A 13697-nucleotide genomic window follows, 5' to 3' on the forward strand; every position below is an offset into this window, starting at 1 on the left:
TATGAAAAATCAAATTGCAACAACTACAATTCGTCAGCTATTTATTCTAGCTACGATTCTAGGTATTTTATTTCTAATAGGCGCAGCACTTAAGCCCTATCTAGGCGGATTACTAGGTGCCGTAACTTTGTATGTATTATTAGTTCCGATTCAAAAATGGTTAGAATCCAAAAAATGGAAACCAGCAATTGCTGCAACTGTTCTGATCATTCTATCATTTTTGATAATTCTGCTACCTATCGCTGGTATAGGATTGATGATGACTTCAAAGGTGAAAACTGCCATAGATAATAGCACTGCCATTACAGAAACTATAAAGACCGAAGTTGCAAAATTTGAAAACATTATAGGTATGAATTTTTCTGAAAGCATCAATTCAAGCGAGGTAAGTAGTTGGATTTCCAGTAATATTCAAAATTTAGCAAACTCTGGATTGAGTGTGTTTATTTCTGTAGGTATTATGCTTTTCTTGCTGTATTTCATGCTGGTAGAAAGAAATACATGGCTCAAAGCTGCTTTAACTTACATGCCATTAAAAGAAGACAATCTTAAAATCATAGGTAAAGAAAGTATAGATTTAGTAAAATCTAATGCAATAGGAATCCCATTAGTAGCTCTATTACAAGGTGTTGTGGCTTTAATTGGTTATTTCATCTTTGGAGTTGAAAACCCATTTTTCTGGTTTGTAATTACGGTTATAGGTAGTATGATTCCTTTTGTAGGAACAGCCTTAGGTATTTTACCTGTTTGTATATTACTATTTGCTCAAGGTCATACAACCTCAGCTATAGGTATTTTAATTTACGGATTCATAGTAGTAGGTTCGACCGATAACCTTTTTAGACTCGTAGTTCAAAAACGTCTTGCAGACGTACATCCACTAGTCACACTAATAGGAGTTGTTGTTGGTGTTCCTTTATTTGGATTTATAGGTCTTATTTTTGGACCATTACTAGTAAGTATATTTTTACTTTTAGTAAAAATTTATAAAAACGAATATGGTAAGGAAGGCAAGACCATATAGTCTTGTTAAATGATGCTTTTATTTTTCTTTATTTCTTATTTTTAACGCTTAAATTAAACTGAATGAGCAAAGTATTTAAACTTCAAGATAAAATAGACGAAACTTATATAGAACAACGCAAACTTTTTATTTGGGGTGCAGTGGATGAAAAAACTGCTAAACATTGTGTAGATCGATTACTCTATCTAGACTCTTTAAGTAATGAGGAAATAACATTTGTAATAAACAGTCCTGGCGGCTATGTTACTGCAGGATTCTCCATATATGATACTATGCAAGAAATTAAAAGCCCGGTAAGCACAGTTTGCTCTGGACTTGCAGCTTCTATGGGATCATTATTATTATCTGGAGGAGAAAAAGGCCGTCGATTTGTTCAAAAGCACGGACGCATCATGATTCACCAGCCTAGCGGTGGAGCACGTGGAACGAGTACAGACATAGAAATTACCGCAAACGAAATCATTAAAACAAGAGAACTTCTTGCTCGTATTTATGAGGAAAATTGTGGTCAGCCTTTTGAAAAAGTAATGAAAGATTTTAACCGCGATTACTGGATGGGCGCAGAGGAAGCTGTGGAATACGGTATCGTCGATGGAATAGTTTAATAAAACATTTCAACCTATATAAAAAAGCTCGCAAGTAAATTTGCGAGCTTTTTTTGTGATTAAAATTATTTCAATGGTATTAATAATCAACATGGAAAACCTTTCAACTGCAATCGAGGAATCATAAAAATGATTATTATATTTAAGATATATAATTTAAACGATGGAAAAATTTAAAATTACATGGTATGATTATGTCACTAACTACCTGAGAACAATTTCCTTTATGTTTCTTGCTGTAATTATTATGTATGCATTTTTGGCAATAGACAATGATCATTACTTAGGAAACTTAGTTACTTCAGTAGCGAGAACAATTCCGTACGTGGTCGTTGGAAATATAATAATCGCTTATTTTTATAGTCTTATTCTTAAAAACAGAAAATGAAACTTACACCTTTTCACCTCGCTATTCCTGTAAAAGAAATCACGACTACACGTGCGTTTTATCGCGACACCTTAGGTTGTGAAGAAGGACGCAGTTCAGACCATTGGGTAGATTTCAATTTCTTTGGTCACCAGCTAGTGATTCATATTTCTGAAAATGCTCCTGGAGCTGCTACAAATGCCGTGGACGGTAAGGCTGTTCCAGTTCCTCATTTTGGTGTGGTGCTGGAATGGGATGTTTTTCACGCTTTCGCGAAAGCAGTTCAAAAAAAAGGCATCGAGTTCATCATAGAACCGTACATAAGATTTGAAGGATTACCTGGCGAGCAAGCCACCATGTTCTTCAAAGACCCAAGCGGAAACGCCCTAGAATTTAAAGCGTTTAAGGATATGAGTCAGGTATTTGCTACTTAGACTCGTAAACTTGTTCACCATTAATAAAAGTTGATTTCACGGAAGCTTTAGGCAATTGAGCTACAGGGATTTCCATAATATTATCATTTAGGATCACAAAATCTGCTGCTTTTCCTGGCTCGAGACTTCCTTTTTCATTTTCTTCAAAATTGAAATAAGCTGCCCAGATGGTCATTCCTCTCAAAGCTTCTTCTCTACTTAATGCCTGTTGTGGAAGAAAACCACCTTCTGGATAACCGCTGCTGTCTTGTCGTGCCACGGCGGCATAAAAAGTCAAAAACGGATTTACTTGTTCTACCGGATAATCTGTTCCTAGAGCGATTCTTTTAGACTGTTGCAATAAAGTTTGATAAGCATAAGCTCCTTTAATGCGTTCAGCTCCTACTCGATCTTGAGCCCAGTACATATCACTGGTCGCATGAGTAGGCTGCACAGATGGTAAAATGTTTGTTTCATTAAACATGGCAAAATCCTGTTGATCTACAATTTGTGCATGCTCGATTCTCCAGCGTTTGTCTTTTTTATCTTTCAATAAATCTTGATAGGTTTTAAGAACGACGTAGTTTGCGCTATCGCCTATGGCATGTGTATTCATTTGATAATCTGTTGCCGCTATGCGAGCCGCAGTTTCCTTAATAGTTGCGATAGGACTTAGTAACGCTCCATAATGATCATGACGGTCAGTGTATGGTTCTTTCATTGCTGCACCGCGACTTCCCAGTGCGCCATCTGCATAGAACTTTACAGATCTTACATTTAAACGATCTGTTTTTATGATTCCTTTATTGAGGTAATAATCAAGATTCTCTGGCGTATTGCTGATCATTGCATACATCTTGATTTTTAAATCTCCAGCTTGTTGTAAACTATCAATCAATTCAATCGTTTCTCTATATAATCCAGCATCATCCACGGTAGTTAATCCATAACTCAAGTTGATTTCTTGTGCTGCCATTAACGAAGCAATGTCATCTTTTCTAGAATCTCTAGGGAAAACTGCTTCTACTAATTCCATAGGATTATCAACTAAGATTCCAGTTAGTATTCCTTTTTTAATTTCAATTGCGCCGCCATCTGCTTTTGTACTGGTTGTAATTCCTGCAGCGTCGAGAGCCGCTTGATTTGCGATCATCGCATGTCCATCGATACGTGTAATCGCAACTGGTGTATCAGGAAACATTTCATTGAGTTCTTGATTAGTAGGATACTCTTTTACTTCCCAATCATTTTGATCCCAACCTCTACCGATGATAAAGCTTTTATCATTTTCTTTCTGAAAGTCTCTTACTCGTTGCAACACCTCATCATAACTTTTTGTGCCTACCAAATCTACTCGTTGCAACTGCTGTCCTAATCCATAAAAATGACAGTGTCCATCTATTAATCCTGGAACGATGGCTTTTCCTTGTGCATCTATAGTTTGTGTTACGCTATAAACTTCCATATCAGCATTTGTTCCTGTAGCGAGGATTTTGCCATCTTTTACAGCCATTGCTGTTGCCGTAGAGAAATTCTCATCTACGGTATAGATTTTTGCGTTTTTAATGACTAGGTCTGCGGTTTCTTGTTGTTCTCCACAAGAAATAAGAATTACTGATAGAAGTAAGAAGTAGAGATTTTTCATAGTTGATTTAAGTAAACAAAGTCAATTGCCTTATAGTCCTTTCTTAGGGCTTTGTCTATTTGAAAAAAAGGATAGAATTTCAATTTCATCACTTTTTACCCAATAAAACATCGAATTATATTTTTTAACTACAGCCTTGCGAACTTTATTAGACTTTGAACAAGGAAATAATCTAGGATTAACACTTATTAGGTTTAAAGTTTTTTGAATTTCAGAAGAAAGACTACGCATCTCTTTATCTGAAAAATTTTCTTCCAGATATTTATAAGTATCGGCAAGTTCTTTTAATGCGTGATCCGTCCAAAAAATTTTATAACCACTTGCCATAAATCTTTTCGGCTTGTGAATTGGTATTTAATTTACCTTCTTTAGAATCAGAAATACCTTTCTCTATGGATACTTTTTCATTCTCAGATAAATCATCCCACCAATCTTTAGATTCTTTCTTTCTCAATTCCAATATCTTTTGGATGATAGAAGAATCCTCAAGGGTAACCAACCACTGAATTAATTCTAATTTTTTATTTTGAAGGTTTATTTCCATAAATCAAATATAAGATTTTGATACTAGCTTTTCGCATTATTAACTACTCCATCTGATAATATAATGTTGAACTTTATTACTTAGATAAAAGCTCTTTTTTTACTTTTTCCCAAGGTGTAAAGTTTAATTCTCCCTTTTTATTTTTATCGAGTAACATATCCATCATGACTTTAGAAGAGTCTGAGAGTTCTTCTCCATGAGCCCTTTCACGTAGAATATGTTCCATGTAATTTTTAAGCTTACGACCTTTTTTTTCTGCTTGAGATTGCAGTAAAGAAATAGTTTCTGGGTCCAATGAAATTTCTTTGCGCTTTTTATCTTTTAACATCATCTAGAGATTTACGTTACATATACGTATAACTTACGTAAAAATAGGTAAACATTCACAGGTGCGGACTTAAGTCCGCACCTGTGAGTGGATTGAGATATTATGGATACTTTATTACTCTAAAAATCAAACTTGTAAACAGCACCACCTAAAATCTGTAAATTCTGTACTGGATAATCTAGGTAATACTGGTAGTTACCGCCAGTAAGGTTATGACCTCTTAAGAATGCTGTAAGCTTAGGGTTGATTTTATAATTGATATCTAGGTTCAAGTCCACAAAAGAATCAAGAGTTTCTGTTGCGGTTGTTCCTCCAGTTCTGAAAGCTTCACGTTCTCCAACGAAGTATAAGGTTGTTCCCACGTTCCACTTATCTGTGATGTCATAATTCCCAACTATATCTGCCGTGAATGACGGTAGTTGTGATGCTACATTATCAAAAGAATCACCGTTAGTAACATCATAACTCATGTATTTTGCATTGAGTGTTAAGTTGAATTGCGTGTTTAAATCTACACTTGCAGATCCTCCAAATGATACCGTACTTAAATCACCATACTGCGTGTAAAATGTATTTGCATATTCATAAGGCAAGCGTGGAACTGCTGTCAAGAGAACGCTGTTATCTTTAGTATAGAAATAACGGTTTTCTTCTAGACTATATCCACCATAAAGCTTGTATCCAAAATTTGAAGACAACTTTCCTTTAATACCTAACTGAGCATCTATTTGACGACTGGTAGGCGCAACGGTTACTGCTGGTGCGATGAACATGTTCTCGTCTGCAAAGTTCTGTAAGGTGTTCATATCTAGTCCACCACCTATGTCTGCATAAGCGATTACTTTTTCGTCCATTAAGATATAACTCGCGTTAATGTCTGGATAGACTTTAAAACTACCTTCAGACGCTTCATTATCTGTTAAGTAATTCATTCTTGCTCCTAACTCTACTTTATAACGATCTCCATAAAGATTAATGCTAGGGTTGATTCCTAGATTTAAATAAGAATAAGCATCGGCAACAGGAATGGTTCCTTGTGTGTCAAATGCTCCTGTTACATAATCAACCTCAACGCCTAGTGAAATCTCTTCTTCCATTACCTCAAATGCTAGTTGCGGCAGCAATCTCACTCTGGACTCAGTCGCGTCGTTTCCTGAACTTAAATTTGTAAAAGCTAACTCTACATTTTCAAGAACAGAATCAAAAAATTGTGCTTTTCCAGATAACCCAAGTGTTAAGTAAGAAGTTCCCGCATCTACATCTACTCCAGCTGGAACGCTTGATAACGCTAGCGGTGCAACTCCATACCAGTTTGCGGTTTGATATCTTCCTCCAGCGGTAATTCCCCAGTTGGATTTACGGTTACGTTTCCCGTAAGAAACATCTAGTGACGTATCTGAAAACGTATCGTCAAATGTTGCATCATCTATTCCACCTTGCGACGAATTATGATTGAGAAAAACTCCTAAGTCTGTGTTCTTATCTACTTCAAAGTTACCTGCAAATTCTCCCAGTACATTCACATAATTACCTAAACCTAATCGAGCGTAGTTATCAAAGAACTTAGCTCTTTTAGGAGCTTTACGTTTTGATAATTTTCCTTTATCTGGTGTAAAAGTAGAAGCAACAGGAACAGAAAAAATACTATAAGTCACCGGTTTCTTTTTAACGGTCGTCGTATCGTTAACCGTAGGTGTGCTTTTCACTTTAAAAGCATCACTTATGGTAGGATCATAAGGTTTTACGACCGTGATGGTTCCACCATTTAATTCTCCTTCTTCTCCACCTTGAGCAGCTGCAGTTATTGAGACTGCACATGCCATTGCTACTAATATATATGATTGAAATAATTTCATAATCTTTCTTATTATTTTCCTGTTGGTACTACAGATGAATTTGTTTTGGCGACGTCTGCTTTTATAGCATTCAGCTCTGCTTGAGCACTTGCAACGACTTCTGGATACTGAGCAAAACTATCTACCACATATTGCAAAATCGTAGTTGCGTTTAAGGTTTGTCCTTGAGCGTTATAACTTTTACCCATAACTACAAGACCTTTTGAAGTCCACAATTTGAAACCTGCATAGTTCTTAGTCAAGCTTTGCACCGTTGCAATCGCAGCGTCATAATTAGATTCTTTGTGTTCAAAATAAGCTTTGTAATACGTAGATTCTGCAGCGAGTGTTCCGCTTGCGTTTAACCTTACGGCTTCATAAGCAGTTTTGGCAGCAGCCTCATTTCCTCTTTTCCAGTTAGATCGTGCAATAATCACGTTTGCATCAGACCTTACGTTATCGCTTATAGTTGCGTCTGCAAGGACTTTGTTAGCATAGCTCACGGCTTTGTCATAATCTTCTAGTTCATAATATGCTTTCATCAAGTTGGATTGAGCATAAATGATGTTTTGAGGGAAATCTGCTAGTTGTTCCAGTTTAGTTAGTACTGGTATCGCTTTCGCGAAGGCGGACTCACCTAAATAAATCCCACTTAAACGAGCCAATGCTTGTTCTGTAAACTCACTGCGCTCTTTGCTAATCACGTACTCATAACTAGGGATACTTTCCTGTTTTTTATCTTCAGAGAACAATGCTTGAGCGAGATAAAAATGAGCTTGCAAGGCATGTTTCCCGTTAGGATACTCTGCCAAGTATTTTTTCATAGAACGCGCCGTTCCTGCCATATCATTCTGTAAATACGGTTGCTCTGCACTTTCATAAGCCGTGTCATCAAGTTCAGAATCGCTCACGTCCACAAAGTCGAGTGTGCGTACCCAAGCGGCATAATCGTTAGTGCGGTTTTGATCCACATAAATCAATCGTGCAGAACTTACTGCCTCGTTTGCTTGCGGTGTTCCAGGATATTTTGCAACTACGTCTTTAAAAACGACCAAGGCCGCATCAAGTTTAGAATCGTTATACAACTGCAAGCCTTTACGCATCATCGCTTGAGAAGTGTAACTGCTTTGCGGGAACTCATTAATCAATCGGTCATAAGTCTGGATTCCTTTATTGACATTATTAGTATTGATATAAGTATTTCCCAGTTCATACATCACATCATCTCGATATGCCGATGTTTTAAATTTATTCAAAAAAGCATTTAAGTCTTCTATCTTACGGTCGTTCTTACCTACAAATCCATAAGAAATGGCTTTTTGAAATGCTGCATAGTCTGCATTAAAACCGTTCATAGAGATGGATTTGTTATAAGCTTCCATCGCTGGCCAGTATTGCTTAGTCACAAAGTTTGCATCACCTATTCTCAGGTAAGCATCATTCAATCGTGCTGTTTCACTATTCACTCCAGACTGTTTTGTATAAGTCGTGAAAGTAGCAATCGCGCTTGCATAATCCTTTAACTTAAACTGTGTGTAAGCAAGGTCATAGTTTAAGAGTTGATCTTCTTCAACTGCTACGTTCATATTTTTTACAGCGTTAAAACCGGTTAATGCCGCAGGGAAATTATTAAGTTCATAATTACTTTGTGCTTTCCAGAACGTCGCTCTCTTTTTTAATTCTGCAGACTGTGCATATTGAATTGTTTTATTGAGGTTTTGAATCGTCTTTTTATAATCTCCAGACTTGAACTGGTTTAATCCCTCGTACAGAGCAACTTTTGCATAAATATCTTCGTTTCCAGCGATGCGTCCATCTTCCATAAGTCGCATAGCCTCTGTATAGTTCTTTGAAGAGAAATAAGAATCTATGAGATACTCATTCATTTCTCCTTTCTTAGCTGTTGCAGGATAAGTTTCTAGATAATTAAGAATTACTGCAGGCACACTATCAAACGGATTCCCGTACTCGTAACTGATTTTTGCATAGTTATAAGTCGCGTCTTCCTGAATTTGAGCGTCAAAATCCATCTCGCTCGCTTTCTTAAATGCGTTTAAAGCGTCTTCACTTTTACCTAATTTGATATAACTCTGTGCGAGGTGATAATATGCGTTTTGTGCCGTTTTATTCTCACCATCTACGATTTTATTAAAAGTCTCGATCGCTTTTTCAAAGTTGCCTTGCTTGTAGTACGTGTAACCTAACTGGTAGTAATCGTTATTATTCCAGCGACCACGCACACCTTTATACTCTTGTAAATAAGGTAATGCCTCGTCATACTTTTCTTGATTAAAGAGACTTTGCCCTATAATTCTGTTTAATTCTGACTGTTCCTTAGGATTAGACTTTGACATTTGCTCCTTTGCAAGAGCGATGGCTTTATCAAAGTTTCCTAGTTTATAATTTAAGTCTGCTTGATAATAAGACAGCTTCTCGTCTGCCTCTGGAGTTGTTCCAGCTTCATTGAATCGATCGTTTGCTTCTTGATAATCATCACCTTCATAAGCGATGTAACCCAGATAAAATTTTGCCTCAGACCCATATTCTGGATCGTCACTTACTCGATTTAAAAAAGGCTTAGCCTCTTCATATTTTTTGCTTTGCACGAGTGTATATCCTGTATTGAAGTAGTATTTGTTTTGCTGCTTTCGCGAAAGCGTGCTCACATCAACTCTTTTATACCATTTAGTAGCCTGCGTGTATTTACCATTATCAAAGTAATAGTCGGCCACATCTATAAAAGCAGTATTACGTTTAGTAGAAGTAGGATATTCTTCAACGAAGGCTTCCATGAGCGCGTCTGCATTGCGCTGGTTGAGTCTCACGGCACAATTTGCAATGTAATAAGCAGCATTACCTTGAATAGCGTCATCTTCAACCTGATCTTTTACTTTTTCAAAAAGACGTTGCGCAGCGGTATATTGCTGCTCCTGGTATAAATCAATGGCTTGATTATAGGTACGCAGGTGATCTGTAAATATTTTAGACTGTTGCGCGTTTACTTCTATAAAGGAAGTTACAGCAATCAACAGAGTAAGCACGATTTTTCTCATAACGGTGTATGTTATTATATAGGAAAGTAAATTTAAAATCTTACTACACTATAACGGCATAAAGTCTGTTTAATTATTCATAATCTTATTCACAGCATTGTGTAACTTTACACCAAAACCTATTTCTATGTCAGACCACGTTTTATCATTGAGCCATGTGGATATCTACCAGCAAGAAAACCTGATACTTAAGGACGTGAACTTGAGTATTAAAAAAGGTGAATTTGTCTATCTTATAGGTAAAACTGGTAGTGGTAAAAGTTCTTTAATGAAAACGCTGTATGGTGATATACCGCTTAAAAAAGGTGAAGGAACTATAGTAGAACATAACCTTGCCACGTTAAAAGAACGTGACATTCCTTACTTGCGTAGAAAACTAGGAGTTGTTTTTCAAGATTTTAAATTACTCACTGATCGCACGATTAAGGCTAATCTAATTTTTGTTTTAAAAGCTACAGGCTGGAAAACGAAGAAAGAGATGGAAGAGAAAATAGACCAAGTACTGGATAAAGTAGGTATGAAAACTACGGGTTTTAAATATCCGCATGAATTATCTGGTGGAGAACAACAGCGCATTGCGATTGCAAGAGCACTTTTAAATGACCCAGAACTCATTATTGCCGACGAGCCTACCGGGAATCTCGATCCACAAACCAGTGTGGAAATTATGGAAGTACTGAAGCAAATTAATAATAATGGAAACACCATTCTTATGGCAACACACGATTATGCGTTGCTGTTAAAATATCCTTCTAAAACACTTAAATGCGATGGCGGCGAGGTGTTTGAAGTAGTGCAGAAAACATTGTAATCCACTTTTATGATAAGTATATGCGTTCCTGTTTATAATTATGATTGTACTCCATTATTGGATCAATTAGTTGATCAGGTCTCTCGCTTATCAATTGCTTATGAAATTATTGTTTTCAATGATGCTTCTCAACAAAGATTTAAGCCATATGATTCTAGTATGGTTCAAACAATCAATTCTGAAAAGAACATAGGTCGCAGTGCAGCGAGAGAACAGCTTGCTAAGCATGCAACATATGAAAACCTCATCTTTCTAGATGCAGATGTAAGGTTGCCTGACAATAATTTTTTAAATCGCTACATAGATTGTATTTCTAGAAATTATGACATTGTTTATGGCGGTGTCTCATACAGCAACTCACCACCTGAGTCAGCTTACCTGTTGCGATGGTTATATGGTAAAAAAAGAGAATCTAGATCTGTAGAGAAACGTAAAGAAGATCGTGTGCAGAATTTGATTTCTATGGGTTTCATGATTAAAAAGGAGCTGTTTTTGAAGATTTCAAGTTTGATTAACGGTAACTTTTATGGTCATGATATTGTGTTTTCTTATCATATTAATTCCTTGAAATATAAAATCACTCACATAGATAATCCTGTAATTCATCTAGGCCTGGAAACCGCAATTGCCTATTTATATAAATCTATTGAGGCGATTAACACCACCTATCAATCAGAAAAAAGCGGATTGATTTCAAATGATTTTAGACCTGTACAACGTGCTTATCTTAAAATTAAAAAGACAGGAGCTTTAAAGCTTTTTTTAAAAGTGATAGAAAAGAGAAGAACTGCATTGGATAAAAACCTGGTTTCCAGCAAGGCAAAACTCATCTATCTAGATTTCATTAAATTGTATCATTATTCTCAACTAAAACAAAAAGATTGAGCAATTTACTGGTAGTCATCCCATTATTCAATAAAGAAGAAACTATTGTAAGAACAATTAACTCTGTTCTTCAACAGGACTATCAGGAATTCCATATACTCGTAGTTAATGATGGCAGCACTGACAACAGTATTTCTACCATAGAACATTTTAATGATTCAAGAATAACTGTACTGCATCAAAAAAATGCTGGTGTAAGTGCTGCTCGTAATGCAGGAATTAATCATGCTATTGAACAGCAATACGAGTTCCTCACTTTCATAGATGCAGACGATTACTGGAAAGAAAATCACCTCAGTACTATTTTAGAGTTATTTGGCAATCATCCAGCGGCAGGAGTAGCCGCGACAAATTACCTTATTAAGAAATCTAGTTCCACAATTATAGATACTCGATTTTCAAATTTAGAAGATCACCAAGCCGGAATTATAGAGGCATTTTTTGAAAAGAATTATTTGAATAGCATACTCACGAGTTCTTCCTATGCTGTAAGAGTATCTGTATTAAAAAACATAGAATGGTATAATGAAAACTACACGCATGGCGAGGATACAGACTTTTTTATAAGACTAGCTATTCATACTACTGTAGCTTTTGATATTAAAAAAACGGTTTATATAGACAAAAGCACATCTAGCAGATCTGATAAAGTTGCTGTTAAAAAGAGAAACATCTTTGATATTGATGTTTACAATGATATGAAAATTCAAGGATTAGAAAAATACTTAGATCTTAATCGATTTTCAATTGCCATAACTGCAAGAATGGAAAATGACATTAAAACGGCATTATTCTATCAGCAAAAAATAGATCTGGAACATCTATCTTTAAAGCAACAACAACTACTAACCATGAGTAGATTGAAACTCAAAGGACTTTATAAAGCTAAAAAAGCACTGGAATTTATAGGGTTGGATTTAAGAACTGGTTAAGCTCTTAAAATCATCATATTCTCTTATGTAATCATCTTCATCAAACTCCATAGAAGCTACGACCATACAAACAGAACCGCTTGAGAAATTTTCTAATTCTCGCCATACCATAGTAGGAATCAACAATCCTTTATCTGGTTTATTAAGAGTAACGGTTTTTTGCTCTGTTCCATTATCAAGCACCACGTCAAAACTACCACTCAGCGCAACGATTAACTGTCGCAGTTCTTTATGAGCATGTCCACCACGATGTGATGTACTGGGAACATCATAGAGGTAATAAATACGTTCCATTTTAAACGGAATAGTATCACCTTCTATCACAGCAAGATTACCGCGTGGATCAGTGATTTTAGGAATATCAATAATTTTTATATCCATGTGGTAAATATAACTATAAGTCTGGATGGCCCATGCGGTGACCATCAAAACCGGTTAAATAATCATTCATTCCATGATTAAAAACCATGGACTTATCATACAAATTGCGCCAGCCTTTTACATATCCTTTGCGCCATAAAAAGAACACATATTTTAATTGTTTGATTTGCGCTGTCCATAAATTTTCACGCGCCGCCAATGCGCCACGAGCATAGATAACACGATTACTAGACACATCGTCACTACTGGTGTAGTCATCGTGTTTAACTACAAATTCGTTTTTAAAATAAATACTCAACTCGCTTTCTTGGGCATCTGTCAAGAACACATAATTCTCTGAATCTGCAAATTGAGCTCCTAAGCCAAATCTGGTATCAAACTTCATATTCTTGTTTAAAATTTTATCACGTTTGAAAGTAATCTCTGGAGATAATACTTGTCTGATTTGTTTGCGTGAAAGTTGAGCTTCAGCAGTTGGATAATTACTAAATGGTAGTCCGCTTGTTGCGATAGTCATAAACGTAATTACCTCAGCAGACAAATTTTTATGAGCATTAATAATTTGCTCTACAGAGTCTTTGAGTACTTCACAATCATCATCAAGAATCCAGCAAATAGCTGCTGTTGCATGTTGAATAGCTAAGTTACGGCTGCGAGAAAGCCCAAAGTTCTTTTCATTAACTACCTGAATATTTTTGTATTGCGAGGTAAGAATGGTTGTTTTAGATTGATTGACAACTATAAGTTGATGCTTTATCTCATTCACAGGAAGCTGAAACATATTTTCAAGAAATGACAAATCACTCCTGTTCATCGTAGCGATGAGGATTTGTAAGTCGTGATTTGTGTATGAATTCAACAGCGTATCTTTACC

The 13697-nt window shown here is 36.1% G+C and carries 15 protein-coding genes; 7 read left to right on the forward strand and 8 right to left on the reverse strand.

The genetic code is table 11. The features are described from left to right. Position 1: 1 nt before the first annotated feature. The 4 genes from ACSHWW_RS11570 to ACSHWW_RS11585 all read left to right on the forward strand — a co-directional run bounded on the left by ACSHWW_RS11570 (position 2) and on the right by ACSHWW_RS11585 (position 2430). On the forward strand, positions 2–1024 hold the full coding sequence (locus tag ACSHWW_RS11570; protein WP_435682621.1) for an AI-2E family transporter: 1023 nt from the start codon (positions 2–4) through the stop codon (positions 1022–1024). A 62-nt stretch (positions 1025–1086) separates the two neighbouring features. After that, on the forward strand, positions 1087–1629 hold the full coding sequence (locus tag ACSHWW_RS11575) for a ClpP family protease (protein ID WP_435682622.1): 543 nt from the start codon (positions 1087–1089) through the stop codon (positions 1627–1629). Positions 1630–1792: 163 nt separating this feature from the next. Further along, positions 1793–2017, forward strand: a complete 225-nt coding sequence (locus tag ACSHWW_RS11580) for a hypothetical protein (protein ID WP_435682623.1) — start codon at positions 1793–1795, stop codon at positions 2015–2017. Continuing rightward, complete coding sequence (locus ACSHWW_RS11585; protein WP_435682624.1) at positions 2014–2430, forward strand: VOC family protein; 417 nt, start codon at positions 2014–2016, stop codon at positions 2428–2430. Before ACSHWW_RS11580 ends, ACSHWW_RS11585 begins: the two co-directional genes overlap by 4 nt. Here the strand turns inward: ACSHWW_RS11585 and ACSHWW_RS11590 are convergent. From ACSHWW_RS11590 to ACSHWW_RS11615, 6 genes are all read right to left on the reverse strand, one after another. Next, a complete protein-coding gene (locus ACSHWW_RS11590) occupies positions 2423–4054 on the reverse strand; it encodes an amidohydrolase (RefSeq protein ID WP_435682625.1) in 1632 nt (543 codons plus the stop codon). The two genes, ACSHWW_RS11585 and ACSHWW_RS11590, sit on opposite strands and share 8 nt — an antisense overlap. A 30-nt stretch (positions 4055–4084) precedes the next feature. Continuing rightward, positions 4085–4381 (reverse strand): type II toxin-antitoxin system RelE/ParE family toxin, encoded by a 297-nt coding sequence (locus ACSHWW_RS11595; protein WP_435682626.1) that lies wholly within the window; start codon positions 4379–4381, stop codon positions 4085–4087. Next, complete coding sequence (locus tag ACSHWW_RS11600) at positions 4365–4598, reverse strand: hypothetical protein (protein WP_435682627.1); 234 nt, start codon at positions 4596–4598, stop codon at positions 4365–4367. The genes ACSHWW_RS11595 and ACSHWW_RS11600 overlap by 17 nt, the downstream gene beginning before the upstream one ends. Positions 4599–4674: 76 nt before the next feature. After that, positions 4675–4926: a hypothetical protein gene (locus ACSHWW_RS11605; RefSeq protein WP_435682628.1), complete on the reverse strand. Its 252-nt coding sequence runs from the start codon at positions 4924–4926 to the stop codon at positions 4675–4677. Between the two features lie 119 nt (positions 4927–5045). Continuing rightward, complete coding sequence (locus ACSHWW_RS11610; protein WP_435682629.1) at positions 5046–6782, reverse strand: hypothetical protein; 1737 nt, start codon at positions 6780–6782, stop codon at positions 5046–5048. An 11-nt stretch (positions 6783–6793) separates the two neighbouring features. Continuing rightward, on the reverse strand, positions 6794–9814 hold the full coding sequence (locus ACSHWW_RS11615) for a tetratricopeptide repeat protein (protein WP_435682630.1): 3021 nt from the start codon (positions 9812–9814) through the stop codon (positions 6794–6796). Between the two features lie 127 nt (positions 9815–9941). Between ACSHWW_RS11615 and ACSHWW_RS11620 the strand changes: the two genes are divergently transcribed. The 3 genes from ACSHWW_RS11620 to ACSHWW_RS11630 are packed head-to-tail and all read left to right on the forward strand — an operon-like array spanning position 9942 to position 12442. Continuing rightward, the gene (locus ACSHWW_RS11620) at positions 9942–10625 is read left to right on the forward strand and encodes a cell division ATP-binding protein FtsE (RefSeq protein WP_435682631.1); all 684 of its coding nucleotides are present in this window, start codon (positions 9942–9944) and stop codon (positions 10623–10625) included. A gap of 9 nt (positions 10626–10634) precedes the next feature. Continuing rightward, positions 10635–11510, forward strand: a complete 876-nt coding sequence (locus ACSHWW_RS11625) for a glycosyltransferase family 2 protein (protein ID WP_435682632.1) — start codon at positions 10635–10637, stop codon at positions 11508–11510. Beyond that, a complete protein-coding gene (locus ACSHWW_RS11630) occupies positions 11507–12442 on the forward strand; it encodes a glycosyltransferase family 2 protein (RefSeq protein ID WP_435682633.1) in 936 nt (311 codons plus the stop codon). Before ACSHWW_RS11625 ends, ACSHWW_RS11630 begins: the two co-directional genes overlap by 4 nt. On the opposite strand, the gene ACSHWW_RS11635 is transcribed toward ACSHWW_RS11630, so the two are convergent. Beyond that, positions 12428–12823, reverse strand: coding sequence for a sugar 3,4-ketoisomerase (locus ACSHWW_RS11635; protein ID WP_435682655.1), 396 nt, complete (start codon positions 12821–12823; stop codon positions 12428–12430). The genes ACSHWW_RS11630 and ACSHWW_RS11635 overlap by 15 nt on opposite strands. A gap of 13 nt (positions 12824–12836) precedes the next feature. Next, positions 12837–13682: a glycosyltransferase family 2 protein gene (locus ACSHWW_RS11640; protein WP_435682634.1), complete on the reverse strand. Its 846-nt coding sequence runs from the start codon at positions 13680–13682 to the stop codon at positions 12837–12839. Positions 13683–13697: the final 15 nt, after the last annotated feature.

It is taken from the genome of Nonlabens sp. (assembly GCF_051251825.1).
In the GTDB taxonomy this organism is placed as follows: Bacteria; Bacteroidota; Bacteroidia; order Flavobacteriales; family Flavobacteriaceae; genus Nonlabens.